Source organism: Streptomyces sp. 378 (assembly GCF_030124145.1).
Taxonomy (GTDB): domain Bacteria; phylum Actinomycetota; class Actinomycetes; order Streptomycetales; family Streptomycetaceae; genus Streptomyces.
The window spans coordinates 590,025-604,664 of the sequence record NZ_JASKMS010000001.1; the positions used below are offsets into that span (position 1 = coordinate 590,025).

18 protein-coding genes are annotated in these 14,640 nt (G+C 68.5%); 10 read left to right on the forward strand and 8 right to left on the reverse strand.

Annotated features, from left to right (window positions below):
- Window position 1 precedes the first annotated feature (1 nt).
- The 3 genes from QNO09_RS02740 to pknB all read left to right on the forward strand — a co-directional run bounded on the left by QNO09_RS02740 (window position 2) and on the right by pknB (window position 5,127).
- Complete coding sequence (locus QNO09_RS02740) at window positions 2-1,459, forward strand: FtsW/RodA/SpoVE family cell cycle protein (RefSeq protein WP_283968368.1); 1,458 nt, start codon at window positions 2-4, stop codon at window positions 1,457-1,459.
- Complete coding sequence (locus QNO09_RS02745; protein ID WP_283968369.1) at window positions 1,456-2,934, forward strand: peptidoglycan D,D-transpeptidase FtsI family protein; 1,479 nt, start codon at window positions 1,456-1,458, stop codon at window positions 2,932-2,934. Before QNO09_RS02740 ends, QNO09_RS02745 begins: the two co-directional genes overlap by 4 nt.
- 168 nt (window positions 2,935-3,102) lie before the next feature.
- A complete protein-coding gene (gene pknB, locus QNO09_RS02750; protein ID WP_283968370.1) occupies window positions 3,103-5,127 on the forward strand; it encodes a Stk1 family PASTA domain-containing Ser/Thr kinase in 2,025 nt (674 codons plus the stop codon).
- A 211-nt stretch (window positions 5,128-5,338) separates the two neighbouring features.
- Here the strand turns inward: pknB and QNO09_RS02755 are convergent, their stop codons facing one another.
- The 6 genes from QNO09_RS02755 to QNO09_RS02780 are packed head-to-tail and all read right to left on the reverse strand — an operon-like array spanning window position 5,339 to window position 9,636.
- Window positions 5,339-6,088 carry a class E sortase gene (locus QNO09_RS02755; RefSeq protein WP_283968371.1) on the reverse strand — a complete coding sequence of 250 codons (750 nt, stop codon included), beginning with the start codon at window positions 6,086-6,088 and terminating at the stop codon, window positions 5,339-5,341.
- 13 nt (window positions 6,089-6,101) lie between these two features.
- A complete protein-coding gene (locus QNO09_RS02760; protein WP_283968372.1) occupies window positions 6,102-7,310 on the reverse strand; it encodes a class E sortase in 1,209 nt (402 codons plus the stop codon).
- Entirely contained in the window at window positions 7,307-7,945 is a 639-nt protein-coding gene (locus tag QNO09_RS02765; protein WP_283968373.1) for an aminodeoxychorismate/anthranilate synthase component II, read from the reverse strand. The genes QNO09_RS02760 and QNO09_RS02765 overlap by 4 nt, the downstream gene beginning before the upstream one ends.
- The gene (locus tag QNO09_RS02770; protein ID WP_283968374.1) at window positions 7,942-8,139 is read right to left on the reverse strand and encodes a hypothetical protein; all 198 of its coding nucleotides are present in this window, start codon (window positions 8,137-8,139) and stop codon (window positions 7,942-7,944) included. The genes QNO09_RS02765 and QNO09_RS02770 overlap by 4 nt, the downstream gene beginning before the upstream one ends.
- A gap of 17 nt (window positions 8,140-8,156) precedes the next feature.
- Window positions 8,157-8,834 carry a class E sortase gene (locus QNO09_RS02775; protein ID WP_283968375.1) on the reverse strand — a complete coding sequence of 226 codons (678 nt, stop codon included), beginning with the start codon at window positions 8,832-8,834 and terminating at the stop codon, window positions 8,157-8,159.
- A gap of 22 nt (window positions 8,835-8,856) precedes the next feature.
- Window positions 8,857-9,636 carry a DUF881 domain-containing protein gene (locus tag QNO09_RS02780; RefSeq protein WP_283968376.1) on the reverse strand — a complete coding sequence of 260 codons (780 nt, stop codon included), beginning with the start codon at window positions 9,634-9,636 and terminating at the stop codon, window positions 8,857-8,859.
- A gap of 138 nt (window positions 9,637-9,774) precedes the next feature.
- Here QNO09_RS02780 and crgA point away from each other — a divergent pair, with 138 nt between their 5' ends.
- Window positions 9,775-10,029, forward strand: a complete 255-nt coding sequence (gene crgA, locus QNO09_RS02785) for a cell division protein CrgA (RefSeq protein ID WP_283968377.1) — start codon at window positions 9,775-9,777, stop codon at window positions 10,027-10,029.
- 254 nt (window positions 10,030-10,283) lie between these two features.
- Here crgA and QNO09_RS02790 read toward each other — a convergent pair whose 3' ends face one another.
- On the reverse strand, window positions 10,284-11,174 hold the full coding sequence (locus tag QNO09_RS02790; RefSeq protein WP_283968378.1) for a rhomboid family intramembrane serine protease: 891 nt from the start codon (window positions 11,172-11,174) through the stop codon (window positions 10,284-10,286).
- Window positions 11,175-11,262: 88 nt separating this feature from the next.
- A complete protein-coding gene (locus tag QNO09_RS02795) occupies window positions 11,263-11,790 on the reverse strand; it encodes a peptidylprolyl isomerase (RefSeq protein WP_283968379.1) in 528 nt (175 codons plus the stop codon).
- 339 nt (window positions 11,791-12,129) lie between these two features.
- Here QNO09_RS02795 and QNO09_RS02800 point away from each other — a divergent pair, with 339 nt between their 5' ends.
- The 6 genes from QNO09_RS02800 to QNO09_RS02825 all read left to right on the forward strand — a co-directional run.
- Complete coding sequence (locus tag QNO09_RS02800; protein ID WP_283968380.1) at window positions 12,130-12,831, forward strand: DUF5324 family protein; 702 nt, start codon at window positions 12,130-12,132, stop codon at window positions 12,829-12,831.
- A gap of 409 nt (window positions 12,832-13,240) precedes the next feature.
- Window positions 13,241-13,516: a hypothetical protein gene (locus QNO09_RS02805; RefSeq protein ID WP_283968381.1), complete on the forward strand. Its 276-nt coding sequence runs from the start codon at window positions 13,241-13,243 to the stop codon at window positions 13,514-13,516.
- A complete protein-coding gene (locus tag QNO09_RS02810; RefSeq protein WP_283968382.1) occupies window positions 13,513-13,881 on the forward strand; it encodes a DUF6907 domain-containing protein in 369 nt (122 codons plus the stop codon). The genes QNO09_RS02805 and QNO09_RS02810 overlap by 4 nt, the downstream gene beginning before the upstream one ends.
- On the forward strand, window positions 13,878-14,135 hold the full coding sequence (locus QNO09_RS02815) for a hypothetical protein (protein ID WP_283968383.1): 258 nt from the start codon (window positions 13,878-13,880) through the stop codon (window positions 14,133-14,135). Before QNO09_RS02810 ends, QNO09_RS02815 begins: the two co-directional genes overlap by 4 nt.
- Window positions 14,132-14,401 carry a hypothetical protein gene (locus QNO09_RS02820; RefSeq protein ID WP_283968384.1) on the forward strand — a complete coding sequence of 90 codons (270 nt, stop codon included), beginning with the start codon at window positions 14,132-14,134 and terminating at the stop codon, window positions 14,399-14,401. The genes QNO09_RS02815 and QNO09_RS02820 overlap by 4 nt, the downstream gene beginning before the upstream one ends.
- Window positions 14,402-14,430: 29 nt before the next feature.
- Window positions 14,431-14,640: hypothetical protein (locus QNO09_RS02825; protein WP_283968385.1), on the forward strand; the 210-nt coding region annotated here is incomplete at its 3' end.

The window sequence follows — 14,640 nt, forward strand, 5'->3', positions numbered from 1 at the left end:
GATGAGCGGTACGAATACGTCGCACTCGCCGACGCACCACACGTCCACGATCGGCGCCATCGGCGCGCCGAGCCGGCGCAACACCGAGCTCGCGCTGCTGGTGTTCGCCGTAGTCATCCCGGTGTTCGCCTACGCCAACGTCGGCCTGGCCCTGAACGACTCGGTGCCTCCGGGCCTGCTGAGCTACGGACTCGGGCTCGGGCTGCTCGCGGGTGTCGGCCATCTCGTCGTCCGGAAGTTCGCGCCGTACGCCGACCCCCTGATGCTGCCGCTGGCCACCCTGCTGAACGGGCTCGGTCTGGTGGCCATCTGGCGGCTGGACCAGTCGGAGAAGCTCCAGGCGAGCAGAACCTTCGTCGAAGCGGCACCGCGCCAGCTGCTGTACTCGGCGATGGGCGTCGCCCTGCTGGTGGTGGTGCTGATCTTCCTCAAGGACCACCGGGTCCTCCAGCGCTACACCTACATCTCCATGGCCGCGGCCCTGCTCCTGCTCGTGATGCCGTTGATCCCCGGCCTCAGCGCCCCGACCTACGGCGCCAAGATCTGGATCAAGATCCCTGGCCTCGGCACCCTCCAGCCCGGCGAGTTCGCGAAGATCGCCCTCGCGGTGTTCTTCGCCGGTTACCTCATGGTCAAGAGGGACGCCCTGGCCCTGGCCAGCCGTCGCTTCATGGGCCTGTACCTGCCGCGCGGCCGCGACCTCGGCCCGATCCTCGTCGTCTGGGTGATGTCGATCCTCATCCTGGTCTTCGAGACCGACCTCGGTACATCCCTGCTGTTCTTCGGGATGTTCGTCATCATGCTGTATGTCGCCACCGAGCGAACCAGCTGGATCGTCTTCGGTCTGCTGATGTCCGCGGTCGGCGCCGTGGGCGTGGCGAGTTTCGAGCCGCACATCCAGACGCGTGTGCAGGCCTGGCTCGATCCCATGCGTGAGTTCGAACTCAGCCGGGCCGGCGTCCAGGACGGCGTCGTCCACTCCGAGCAGGCCATGCAGGCCCTGTGGGCCTTCGGTTCCGGCGGCACCCTCGGTACCGGCCTCGGGCAGGGGAACTCCGACCTCATCGGCTTCGCCGCCAACTCCGACTTCATCCTCGCCACCTTCGGCGAGGAGCTGGGCCTCGCCGGCGTCATGGCGATCCTGTTGCTCTACGGCCTGATCATCGAGCGCGGTGTGCGCACCGCGCTCGCGGCCCGCGACCCGTTCGGCAAGCTGCTGGCCATCGGCCTGTCCGGCGCCTTCGGCCTCCAGGTCTTCGTCGTGGCCGGCGGTGTCATGGGCCTCATCCCGCTGACCGGTATGACGCTGCCGTTCGTGGCGTACGGCGGTTCCTCCGTGATCGCCAACTGGGCCCTGATCGGCATCCTGCTGAGAATCAGCGACACGGCCCGCCGCCCGGCCCCCGCTCCCGCCGCCAACCCCGACGCCGAGATGACCCAGGTGGTCCGCCCGTCATGAACAAGCCCCTGCGCCGGATCGCGATCTTCTGCGGCCTGCTCGTCCTGGCCCTGTTGATCCGCGACAACTGGATCCAGTACGTCATGGCCGACGAGCTCAGGACCGACAAGAACAACCGTCGCGTCACCATCGAGCGCTACGCCTCCCCGCGCGGCAACATCATCGTCGACGGAACGCCGATCACCGGCTCCGCCGAGACGCCGGGCAGCGACTACAAGTTCAAGCGCACCTACAAGAACGGCCCCATGTGGGCGCCGGTCACCGGCTACGCCTCGCAGGCCTTCGGCGCGACCCAGCTGGAGTCCATCGAGGACGGCATCCTCACCGGCAACGACGACCGGCTGTTCTTCCGCAACACCCTGGACATGCTCACCGGCGAGAAGCAGCAGGGCGGCAACGTCGTCACGACGCTGGACGCCGCCGCGCAGAAGGCCGCCTACAACGGCCTCAAGAAACAGGGCGGCAAGGGCGCCGTCGTCGCCCTGGAGCCGTCCACGGGCAAGATCCTGGCCCTGGCCTCCTACCCGTCGTACGACCCGACGTCCTTCGCCGGCAACTCCACGACGACGGACACAAAGGCCTGGCAGAAGCTGCAGAAGAAGGCCAACCCGAACGACCCGATGCTCAACCGGGCGCTGCGCGAGACCTACCCGCCCGGCTCCACCTTCAAGGTGGTCACCGCGGCCGCGGCCCTGGAGGACGGGCTCTACACGAGCGCCGACGAAAAGACGGACTCGCCGGACCCCTGGGTCATGACCGGCACCACCACCAAGCTGCCCAACGAGGGCAACATCCCCTGCAAGAACGCGACGCTGCGGGTGGCCCTGCAGTACTCCTGCAACACCGTCTTCGGCAAGATCGGCGCCGACCTCGGCAACGAGAAGATGCTGAAGGAGGCCGAGGAGTTCGGCTTCGGCGAGGAGCAGTTCACGCCCGTCCGGGCCAACGCCTCGGTGTTCTCCGACAAAATGAACCCCTCGCAGACGGCGCTGTCCTCCATCGGCCAGTTCAACACCGCCACGACCCCGCTGCAGATGGCCATGGTCGCCTCGGCCGTCGCCAACGACGGCAAGCTGATGAAGCCGTACATGGTCGACGAGCTCCAGTCGCCCGGCCTCGACCCGATCGAGAAAACCGACCCTGAGGAGCTGAGTCAGCCGCTGTCGGCGGAGAACGCGCAGATCCTGCAGTCGATGATGGAGACGGTCGTCGAGAAGGGCACCGGCTCCAACGCCAGGATCGACGGCGTCAAGGTGGGCGGCAAGACCGGCACCGCCCAGCACGGTGTGGACAACAGCGAGAACCCCTACGCGTGGTTCATCTCCTACGCCAAGGACGCCGACGACAACGCGCCGGTCGCCGTGGCGGTCGTCGTCGAGGACGACAACGCCGTCCGTGACGACATCTCCGGCGGCGGTCTCGCGGCGCCGATCGCGAGGAGCGTGATGGAGGCGGTCATCGACAGCAAGAAGTGACCCCGCTCACGTCTGCTTCACATCGGCGCACGTTGCGATACCGGTCCTGTATCGGCTGACGGGCTTGGCCAGGTCACACAAAGCGAGCCGGGTACGGTAGGCCCGGACGGCAGCCTCGACCGTACAAGCGTGCCGGTCGGGACCGACGGAGAGGGCTGGTAGGTAGCTATGGAAGAGCCGCGTCGCCTCGGCGGCCGGTACGAACTGGGCCAGGTGCTCGGGCGTGGTGGCATGGCGGAGGTCTACCTCGCGCATGACACCCGCCTCGGACGCACCGTGGCGGTGAAGACGCTGCGCGCGGATCTCGCGCGCGACCCTTCCTTCCAGGCCCGGTTCCGCCGGGAGGCCCAGTCGGCCGCCTCGCTCAACCATCCCGCGATCGTCGCGGTCTACGACACGGGCGAGGACTACATCGACAACGTGTCGATCCCGTACATCGTCATGGAGTACGTGGACGGCTCGACCCTGCGGGAACTGCTGCACTCCGGCCGCAAGCTGCTGCCGGAGCGGTCCATGGAGATGACCATCGGCATCCTCCAGGCCCTGGAGTACTCCCACCGCGCCGGCATCGTCCACCGCGACATCAAGCCGGCGAACGTCATGCTGACGCGCAACGGCCAGGTCAAGGTCATGGACTTCGGCATCGCCCGCGCCATGGGTGACTCCGGCATGACGATGACGCAGACCTCCGCGGTCATCGGCACCGCCCAGTACCTCTCGCCGGAGCAGGCGAAGGGCGAGCAGGTCGACGCCCGGTCCGACCTGTACTCCACCGGCTGTCTGCTCTACGAACTGCTGACCGTGCGTCCGCCGTTCGTCGGCGACTCCCCGGTGGCCGTGGCCTACCAGCACGTCCGCGAGGAGCCGCAGGCGCCGAGCGTCTTCGACCCCGAGATCACGCCCGAGATGGACGCGATCGTGCTGAAGGCGCTCGTCAAGGACCCGGACTACCGCTACCAGTCGGCCGACGAGATGCGCGCCGACATCGAGGCCTGCCTCGACGGCCAGCCGGTCGCGGCCACCGCCGCCATGGGCGCTGTGGGCTACGGCGGCTACCCCGACGACCAGCCGACGACGGCCCTGCGCGCGGACTCCGGCGCCGGCGCCACGTCCATGCTGCCCCCGATGAACCCGGACGACGGCGGCTACGGCTACGACGACCGCCCCGACCGGCGCCGCGGCCAGCAGCGCAAGTCCAACACCTCCACGATCCTGCTGGTGGTCGCGGGAATCCTCGTCCTGGTCGGGGCGATCCTGATCGGCCGGTGGGCGTTCAGCGGCGACGGCGCGGCCGACGACCCGGCCACCGTCCCCGATCTCGTCGGCCAGACGCTGAGTGACGCCAAACGGCTGGCCGAGAACAGCGACCTGAAGCTGAGCACCACGGAGAAGCCCTGCGAGAACCAGCGCAAGGGCAACATCTGCGAGCAGAACCCGACCTTCAGGACCGAGGTCAAGAGGTACTCCACCATCGAGGTCGTGGTGTCGACGGGCGCGCCGAAGGTGACGGTTCCCAGCGTCACCGGCCTGAGTGTCGACGAGGCGAAGGAAAAGCTGGCGGGCGACAAGTACGAGTTCAAGATCGAGACGAAGACCCGGACGTCCCCCGAGGAACCGGGCACCGTGCTCGATCAGGACCCGACCACGGGCGAAGAGGTGGAGAAGGGTTCGACGATCACCCTGACCGTCGCCAAGGCCGAGGAGAAGGCCACCGTGCCGGACGTCATCGGTCAAACCTGTGACGCGGCGAAGTCCCAGCTCGAGGACAACGACCTGACCGGTCAGTGCTCCGAGCAGGAGACCGACGACCCCAACCAGGTGGGCAAGGTCATCTCCACCACGCCGTCGGCCAATCAGCAGGTCGACAAGAACTCGTCGGTGCAGATCGTCGTCGGCAAGGCGAAACAGCAGCAGCAGAAGGTGAAGGTGCCGGAGGTCCGGCTGCGGACGCTGGCCCAGGCCAAGCAGATCCTCCAGCAGAACGGGTTCACCAACCTCCAGGTGGCCGGCTCGCAGGACGACAACGCCGTGGTCGTCCAGCAGGATCCGCAGCCGGGTACCGAGGTCGACAACCCGGGCGGCCAGGCCATCACCCTGACCACCCAGGGCGGCGGCGGCAACAACAACGGCGGCGGCGGCAACGGCGGCGGCGGCATCTTCGGAGGTGCCATCGGCCGCGGCGAGGACGACTGACCGCGCTTCGTGACGCAGGGCGCCCCGGCACTCCGAGAGTGCCGGGGCGCCCCGCTGTCCGCGTCGGGAGGGCGTGACCGCCACCACGCTCACTTCCCGCCGTCTCCGTCGGGTGACCGGTAGCGCGAACCGAAAAGGGGGGCCTCCCGAGTGTCACTCGGGAGGCCCCCCTTTTCGGTTCAGCCGAGCGCCAGGCGAACCACCCGCCGGGTCAGCCCAGTTCCTTCGGCGGCGTCCGGTCCGCGTCCACCTTCTCCACCCGCTCCAGCTCACCCCACACGATGTACCGGTACGTGCTCGTGTACAGCGGCGTGCAGGTCGTCAGCGTGATGTAGCGGCCGGGCTCCTTCTTGCCGGATTCCTTCGGCACCGGCGAGAGGACCTTGACGTTGTACTTCGAGGTCTCGGGAAGGATGGCGTAGGTCTTGTAGACGTACCACTTGTCCTTCGTCTCGAAGACGATCGGGTCGCCCTTCTCGATCTTGTCGATGTTGTGGAACGCGGCGCCGTGGCCGTCCCGGTGGGCGGCGAGGGAGAAGTTGCCGTCCTTGCCCGACATCGGCAGGGTCGCCTTGACGGGGTCGATGTAGTAGCCGGCGACACCGTCGTTGAGGGTCTTGTTCGACGTGCCCTTCTCGACCAGGACCTCGCCCTTGCTCATCGCGGGCACGTGCAGGAAACCGATGCCGTTCTTGGTGTCCAGCGCTCCGGGGCCGCCGCGGTCGTGGGCCCAGCCGTCACGGACCTTGTCGGCCTGCTTGCCGGCCGCGCGGTCGGCGACCACGTTCGTCCACCACAGCGAGTAGACGACGAACAGGCCGAGGACCAGCCCCGCCGTGATGAGGAGTTCCCCGCAGAAGCTGACCGCCATGGCGATCGGGCCGGGTCTGCGGCGCGCCGCAGGCGGCCGGGACGCCCCGCCGGTGTGCTTCTCGTGGTCCGTGTCGGTGGTCGCTGCCACTGGTCATCTGCCCTTAACTGACGAGCGCATCCGGCTTGCCCTTGCTGCGCGGCCGTTCCTCGACCATCTTGCCCCAGACGATCATCCGGTACTTGCTGGTGAACTCCGGCGTGCACGTGGTCAGCGTGATGTAGCGGCCGGGCTTGGTGAATCCGGACCCCGCGGGCACGGGATTCAGGACGCTCGTGTTGCTCGGCGGCGTCACCGGCAGGATCGACGCCATCTTGTAGACGAAGTACTCGTCCTGCGTCTCCACGACGATCGGATCGCCCGGAGCGAGCTTGTTGATGTAACGGAACGGTTCTCCGTGGGTGTTGCGGTGGCCCGCGAGCCCGAAGTTGCCGGTCTTGTCCCCGGGCATCGCCGTTTTCAGCGCGCCCTCGGCGTAGTGGCCGACCATGCCCCGGTCCAGCACTCCCTTGCTGTTGGTGCCCTCGGCGATCGGGACCACCACGTCCAGTTTGGGGATGTGCAGGATCGCGAAACCCTGGCCCGGCTCGAAGGCTCCCGGGCTGCGCTTGCCGCTCGCCCAGTCGTTCTGGAGGCTGCTGGCCTCCTGGCCGGCCTGGGCATGCGCCCGCACGTTCGTCCACCACAGCTGGTAGGTGACGAACAGCAGCATCAGCACGCCGGTGGTGATGAAGACCTCGCCTATCGCCCGGCTCGCGACGACCGCGGCGCCCGGCTTGCGGGCCCGCGCCTGCCGCCGCGCCTCCACCCGCGACAGCGGCGCCGATGACCGGCTCCCCGTGTTGGAGCCGCCGTGGGTGTCGCTGCCGGTGCCGCTGCCGTTGTCGGCGTTGTGGGCGTCCGGCGGGGCGTCCGAGGCGCCGCCATGACGCCCGTGACGGCGTTTGGCGGCCTTTCTGCGAGCCGCGCGGCCTTCCGGGGCGGAACCGTCCTGTCGGGAGGACGAGGAAGCCGCAGAGCCCGCTGGGGCGGCGCCGCTCCCCGGTGGGGGATCCGGTATCCGCAGCGCCACCGTCTCCTCGTCGGCCGGCGGCGGATACCACTCGTCCGAAGCGGGCTCGTACGACGCGTACGGCTCCGGCTGCGGCGGATCCGGGTGCGGCTGCCCGCCCGGCCCCGCCGGATACGGCTGCGGCTGCGGGGTCACGCCGTACGCCCCTGCGCCCGGCCACTCCTCGAACGCACCCGGCACCCCGTACGACTGCTGCCCGTACGAGGTGTCGGACTCGCGCTCGGGGCGCAGCGCGGTCACGCCGTGGCCCTGCCCACCACCGGGGCGAGCCCGGCCGACCTCGCCACCGCGCCCTGGTCGCCGCACTCCACCAGCCAGTTGGCCAGCATCCGGTGCCCGTGTTCGGTCAGCACCGACTCGGGGTGGAACTGCACACCCTCGACCGGCAGTTCGCGGTGCCTCAGCCCCATCACGATGCCGTCGTGCGTACGGGCCGTGACCTCCAGCTCGGCGGGGACCGTCGTCGGCTCGGCGGCCAGCGAGTGGTAGCGCGTCGCCGTGAAGGGAGAGGGCAGGCCCGCGAAGACGCCCCCACCGCCGTGCTCGACCAGCGAGGTCTTGCCGTGCAGCAGCTCGGGCGCGCGGTCCACCACACCGCCGTACGCCACCTGCATCGACTGCATACCGAGACAGACACCGAAGACCGGGACACCCGTGTCGGCACAGTGCCGGACCATCTCGACACAGACTCCGGCCTGCTCCGGCGTGCCGGGGCCGGGGGAGAGCAGAACGCCGTCGAAGCCGTCCTGCGCGTGCGCCGTCGACACCTCGTCGTTGCGCAGAACCTCACACTCGGCGCCCAGCTGGTACAGGTACTGGACCAGGTTGAAGACGAAGCTGTCGTAGTTGTCGACGACGAGAATGCGCGCGCTCACTGGTTGTCCACCGTCACATCGTTGAAGGGCAGCAGCGGTTCCGCCCACGGAAAGACGTACTGGAAGAGGACGTAGACCACGGCCACGACCAGGACGAGTGAGACCACTGCCTTCGCCCACGTGTTCCCCGGCAGATGCCGCCAGATCCAGCCGTACATGCCGTCCCTTCCGTCGTACCACGGCACCAGACCCACGCCGTACAGCCACCAGACTAACGGCGCAGCGCCTCTGGTTTCCCGGCCTCCACGGGCTGGGTGGAGTCCAGGTGCGCCCAGACGATCAGCCGATGGCTGTGCCCCCATTCCGGTTCGCACGTGGTCAACGTCAGATAGCGTCCCGAACGCGTGTACCCGGATGTACGTGGGACAGGGTCGATCACCTCGATGTTCGAGGGCACTGTTTTGTACGGGCCTTTGTCGATCCGATACGTGAACCAGGTCGTGCCGTCGGTCAGCACCACCGCGTCACCGCGCCTGAGCTGGGGGAAGTCCTTGAAGGGGTCGCCATGGGTGCGGCGGTGACCGGCGACCGCGAAGTTCCCCTTCTGCCCGAGCCGGGCGGTCTCGGCGTAGTGGCCGAGTCCCTTCTTCAGGGTCCCGACGGCGGTGCCTTCGAGCACGGGCTTGTTCCACGTGAAACCGAGCCGCGGAATGTACATGATCGCGAAGGGCCTTCCCTCGGCGTACGGCGCCGGCTCGGGAGGACCCACCGGGACGTCGCCGACCGGCGTCCGGGGCTTGGACCACTCCTTGCGGAGCAGCTCGATCTGGTCGTCCATGACGCCGTCGGCCCGCACACCGGTCCAGAAGAGCACGTAGACGACGAACAACACGATCACACTGCCGACGGTGATGCAGAGTTCGCTGACGGTCCTGATGATCACGCGCACCGGCGGCTCCCCGGCCTCGCCTCTACTCCACGGGCTTCGCGTAGTGCAGATCCACTGTGCCCGAGTAGCCGGGCAGAGTCACCGGGCCGTTCTCCTCGACTTTCCAGCCGAGCCCGTAGACGTTGACGTAGACCATGTAGTTCTGGATCGCCGGGGAGGCCGCGAGCGCCTTCTGCAGCCGGTCCGGGTCACCCACCGCAGTGATCTTGTACGGCGGTGAGTAGACACGGCCCTGCAGGATCAGGGTGTTGCCCACGCAGCGCACCGCGCTGGTGGAGATCAGCCGCTGGTCCATGACCTTGATGCCCTTGGCCCCGCCCTGCCACAGCGCGTTCACCACGGCCTGGAGGTCCTGCTGGTGGATGACCAGGTAGTCGGGCTGCGGCTCGGGGTAGCCGGGGAGCTTGGCGGTGGCGTCCGGCGGCGCGTCGTTGAGCGTGACCGAGAGCGAGTCGCCCCTGAGCTCCTGCGTGCCCGCCCGTTTCTCCAGGGCGGAGAGCTTGTCGTCCTCCGCCTTGGTGCTGCCGTCGTCGCGCTCGGCGAGTGCCTCTATGTCCTTGCGCAGGGTGCCGTTGGTCTCGTCCAGCTCGCCGTTCTCACGGCTGCGCTCGTGGATGAGGTCGGACAACTTCAGCAGCGAGGAGTCGGTGCGGATGTTGGTGCCCTTGGCGGTGTCGAAGCTGGTGAAGAAGATGAGACCCGCGAGAGCGAAGACGGCCGCCGTGAGGATTCGCACCGGCCGGAAACGGCGCGTGCGCCCAGGGGTGGATCCCGTCCCGGGGGAGTCGGCAGAATTGCTCAACGTACCCTTATCTCCTTCGGCGCGGCGGAAGCACTACGCTAACGGACGCCCGGGGGAGCCATCGGAGTCCCCTTACGCTGCCCCAGACCGACCCAGTTACCTGCGCGGCCACGCAGCGCATCGACAGGAGAGACCCTCGTGCCGAAGTCACGTATCCGCAAGAAGGCCGACTACACGCCGCCGGCCGCCAAGCAGACGACCGCCATCAAGCTGAGCAATCGCGCCTGGGTCGCGCCCGTCATGCTGGCCATGTTCCTCATCGGCCTGGCCTGGATCGTCGTCTTCTACGTCACCGACGGCTCGCTGCCCATCGACTCTCTGGGCAACTGGAACATCGTGGTGGGCTTCGGCTTCATCGCCGCCGGATTCGGCGTCTCGACCCAGTGGAAGTAGCGGTCACCGGAAGGTGAACGCAGCTCTGCCCAGGGCTGTTCGCTGAGTTATCCACAGCGGTTTTCCACATGGGGAAAAGAAAGACGATCTGTGGATAACTCGCGGAACGTTGACGCCGGTATGACGGAACTACCGGCACTCGAAAACCTGTTCGCCCCCTGCCTGACCTGCGAAAACGCGGGTCAGTGACAGGGGGCACATCTGTTCCCGCACAGCGTGCACAAGATCCGGCACCCGCTGTGGACAACGCCTGCTCAGACGAGCTGCGCGGTCCTCAGAACGGTGACCAGAACGACCACTCCCAGGACCAGGGCGCAGGTGCCGTACTGGACCAGTGCGCGCCGCTCCCGCGGGGCGTGGACCATGGCGTATCCCAGGACGACACCGGCGACGAGGCCGCCGATGTGGGCCTGCCACGAGATGTTGAAGCCCGGGCTGAAGGTGAAGATCAGGTTGATCACCAGCAGTGCGATGATCGGCCGCATGTCGTAGTCGAGCCGGCGCATCAGCACGGCGGTGGCACCGAAGAGGCCGAAGATCGCGCCGGAGGCGCCCAGTGTGGCCGTGTTCGGAGGGGCCAACAGATAGGCCAGGGCACTGCCCGCGAGTCCGGAGATGAAATAGAGCGCGAGGTAGCGGGCGCGGCCGAGTGCGGCTTCGAGCGGGCCCCCGAGCCACCACAGGCTCAGCATGTTGAACGCGATGTGCCAGATCTCCTGGTGCGTGAACATCGACGTCACCATGCGGTACCACTCGCCTCCCGCCACGCCCTGGGTGGGCGTGAAGGGCGCGGGCGGCCAGGCGCCCAGGAGGACGAGATCCCCCAGCAGTGCCTCGTGGACCTGGACGGCGATGAACACGACCAGGTTGATCCCGAGGAGGATCTTGGTCAGCAGCCGGGGGTCGGCGGCGATGGAACCGCCCGCGATCGTCCGGGGCACGGCGGCTGTGGGCGAGTGGCCCGTGCCGGAGCCGGTGCGGACGCACTCGGGGCACTGGAAGCCGACGGAGGCGTTGACCATGCACTCGGGGCAGATCGGGCGCTCGCAGCGGGTGCAGCGGATCCCGGTCTCGCGGTCCGGGTGGCGGTAGCACATGGGGACGCTGTGGGCGTCCTGCGGGCTGCCCGCAGCCTGGTCGTCCATGGTCTCCCCTAGGTCGTGTGAGAAAAGCCCGCCCCGCCCATCCTTACGGATGAGCGGGGCGATTGGTTCCCTGCGGGAGCCTTCGCGCTCAGCGGGTCTCGACGACGACCGACTCGATGACCACGTCGTTGAGCGGTCGGTCGGTGCGGGGGTTCGTCTGGATCGTGGCGATGGTGTCCACGACCTTCTGGCTGGCCGCGTCGGTGACCTCACCGAAGATGGTGTGCTTGCGGTTCAGCCACGCGGTCGGGGAGACGGTGATGAAGAACTGCGAGCCGTTGGTGCCCGGGCCGGCGTTGGCCATCGCCAGCAGGTAGGGCTTGTCGAAGCGCAGGTCCGGGTGGAACTCGTCTTCGAACTGGTAGCCGGGGCCGCCGGTGCCATTGCCCAGCGGGTCACCGCCCTGGATCATGAAGCCACTGATCACCCGGTGGAAGACCGTGCCGTCGTAGAGCTTGTCGGTGGACTTCTGACCCGTCTCCGGGTGGGTCCACTCCCGCTCGCCCTGGGCGAGCTCGACGAAGTTCTTGACCGTCTTGGGCGCGTGGTTCGGCAGAAGCCGGACTTCGATGTCGCCGTGATTGGTCTTCAGGGTGGCATAGAGCTGCTCAGCCACGATCTGCCTTCCGTTGTCTTTCCGTGACCCCTTGATCCTCGCACGGACCGGCCCCGGCGTCGCCCGAGCTCGGCGCGGCGGGGGGGAAACCCTCGACCGGCTTCGCAGAAAACCGGTCGAGTAGTCCCGGGTCGGGGGCGCGCGGCGGGTATCCGTGACATTGTCGACGACAAGCTCCCGTTGCCCCCTATTTCGTCCGCTATTGCACGTGATCGGCGCTGGATGCCGGTTCGCGTGACCCGGATGCCCGTCCGCGCATGCCTGGTCGTGCACCGGGAGGCATGATCCGTAAAAGGGTGGAAAGTCGAAATACCGTACGCCACCGAGGAGGAGGAACCCGTGACCCGCATCGACAGCGTGCGCGCCGCGACTGGTTCGGCGAAGGACAGCGTGCTGCACGCCGCGGAAGTGGTGGCGCCCTACGCCGACACGGCCAAGGACAGGGCCGCGCACTACGCACACGAGGCACGCGTACGGCTAGCGCCCAAGGTGACGCAGGCCGCAGGGCAGGCTCGCGTCCAGTACGGCACGCTTGTGCAGCCGTATCTGGAGCAGGCCCGCACGCATGTGCCGCCGAAGGTCGACCAGGCCGCCCAGGAAGCCGCCGAACGCACCCGCAAGGCTGCCCGTCAGGCGGCGGAGTACTCCAGGCCGAGGATCGAGCAGGCGGTGGCCGCGGCCGTGCCTGTCACGACCGAGGCCGCAGCCCGGAGTGTGGCCGCCATGGCCGCACTGCGCGGTCAGGTCTCGTCGAGGGAGATCCAGAAGCTGGTCCGCAAGCACCAGAGGCGGGCCAGGGCCGGCAAGGCCATGAAGACGCTGGTGATCCTGGGTGCCGTGGCGGGCGGTGCCTTCGCCGCGTGGAAGTGGTGGGACAAGCAGGCCAACCCGGACTGGCTGGTGGAGCCGCCGGCCGCTACGGAGGTCCCCGAGTCGGGGCACCTGTCCTCCGTGGACGGCACGGGCCAGTCGGTGCTGGATCCTGAGGTCGAGGCGAAGCAGGCCGAGGACGAGGCCGCGCGGCGCGACGACCGTTCCTGAGGGCGCCGGATTCAACAGCACGGCGGGGCGGGAGGCTTGAGGGTCTCCCGCCCCGCCATGCTGTTTCACGTGAAACACGCGTCACCGGGATCCACCCGGAAACGCACAATGCCCCCCGAGGCTGCGTTTCCGCAGCTCGGGGGGCATTTCCGGAGTGGAGCCTAGGGGAGTCGAACCCCTGACATCTGCCATGCAAAAGCGTTCAGGGCAGTTCCCTGACCTGCACCGATACACCTGCCATGCCGGGTGACCAGCGAAAAGGCATCCCGCCTTATCGCTCGTTATCCCGGCCCATCTCCGCATCGTGTGTACAGGATGTGTACCGCGAGCTGAGGTCGGCCACGACCGGCGCCGTCACGCTGGCCGTGGCCAGGGCCGGACTTCCTTCCAGAACAAGGAGTCCAGACCCATGACCGACCGTACCGAACCCACCGCCGGGGAGCTGCGCGAGCTCCTGCAGGTCGTCCTCGATGCCCTCAACATCCCCCACCCCGCGACCGTCGGGGACACCGAGGCACATGACCGTGTGCTGAACGACCGCGCCATGCACACGGTCATCGCGCTGCAGTGCGTCCTCGAGGAGGACGGCGGCCCGCTCGGCGTCGCGTGGACAACCGCCTACCTTCGCGAGCGGCTCGCCGAGCACCCGCCCACCAGCTACCGCGCTTGGGGTGAGGGCCGATGAGCACCGAGCCGCGCACGGTGACCGTGAACGTCTTCGTTCACAAGCCCCTGGAGATCGACGAACCCGACTGGTGCGCCGGCCACCCCGACACCCGCGCCGCCTACAAGGTCGACATCACCCACACCGGCCCCGAGCACGTCATCGCCCCTGGCGGCCGGGAGATACTCCGGGCGTTCCTCACGCAGGCCCCGTTCTCCACCACGGACCGCACCACCGGCCTGTACGTTGCCCTCGCCGACCTCACCGGTACCCGCACCCCCGCCGAGGTCGAGCAGCTCGCCGACGACCTCAACGCCGCTGCCGCGCGACTGCGTGAGCTCGGACACGAGTTGGCTGCGATCCTCGCCGGGGGTGAGGGCCGATGACCGCGCTCCTGTACGTGCTGCTGCTCCTGGTCGCCGTCCTGGTCGTCGCGTTCGTGTGGCTGTGGCGCCGCGTGCGCAGGCTCGGCCGGCAGGCGGACGCCCTGCGCCAGGGCCCCGACGGCGTACGCGTGCAGATGCGTAAGCACGCCGGGACGGATCACAGGTCGCGGCTCGTGGTCATCGCGGACCGGCCTGCCACGGAGTCCGGTGAGCTCATGAAGGCTCAGGCCGCAGAGTGGGGGTGGCAGATATGACGCAGACCGCTGAGCAGCGCCTGGCGGTCGCCGAGCGGCAGCTTGCCGAGCTGCGCATCGAGGTGGCCAAGCTCAATGTCCTCGTCGGCGTCCTCTTGCACGCGGACGCCCCGGCGGCCGCGGACACGGAACGGCTCGCTGAGGCTGTCGGCGTGATCCGGAAGGCATCCCCGCGGCCGCGGCTGCGCCTCGTCGACGACGCGGGCAGCGTCGACGGCCAGGCCCTCGCCGAAGGCCTGCGCCGCGTGCGGGGTGGAGGCCGGTGAGCCGTCGGCCGCCCGTGGTGTCCGTGCGGGTGACCGACGAGTTCGCTGCAGACCTCGAGGTGTTGCAGCGCGGCGGCATGGATGCCTCGGCGGCGGTCCGGCACGCGGTGCGCTTGGTCGCCAGCGGGCAGCGCTTCGCCGAACGGCAGGTAGCCGACAACGGCGGCCGGCACCCCGGCTCCCTGTCCATCCACACCCGTGCTCTGTACGGGTCGTGGGCGCCGTATGACGGGCCTGAG

Bases quoted from the DNA above. Each gene is read 5' to 3' on its own strand.
- QNO09_RS02740 (WP_283968368.1), top strand. From the start codon at position 2: ATGAGCGGTACGAATACGTCGCACTCGCCGACGCACCACACGTCCACG.
- QNO09_RS02745 (WP_283968369.1), top strand. From the start codon at position 1,456: ATGAACAAGCCCCTGCGCCGGATCGCGATCTTCTGCGGCCTGCTCGTC.
- pknB (WP_283968370.1), top strand. From the start codon at position 3,103: ATGGAAGAGCCGCGTCGCCTCGGCGGCCGGTACGAACTGGGCCAGGTG.
- QNO09_RS02790 (WP_283968378.1), bottom strand. From the start codon at position 11,174: ATGGACGACCAGGCTGCGGGCAGCCCGCAGGACGCCCACAGCGTCCCC.
- QNO09_RS02805 (WP_283968381.1), top strand. From the start codon at position 13,241: ATGACCGACCGTACCGAACCCACCGCCGGGGAGCTGCGCGAGCTCCTG.
- QNO09_RS02810 (WP_283968382.1), top strand. From the start codon at position 13,513: ATGAGCACCGAGCCGCGCACGGTGACCGTGAACGTCTTCGTTCACAAG.
- QNO09_RS02815 (WP_283968383.1), top strand. From the start codon at position 13,878: ATGACCGCGCTCCTGTACGTGCTGCTGCTCCTGGTCGCCGTCCTGGTC.
- QNO09_RS02820 (WP_283968384.1), top strand. From the start codon at position 14,132: ATGACGCAGACCGCTGAGCAGCGCCTGGCGGTCGCCGAGCGGCAGCTT.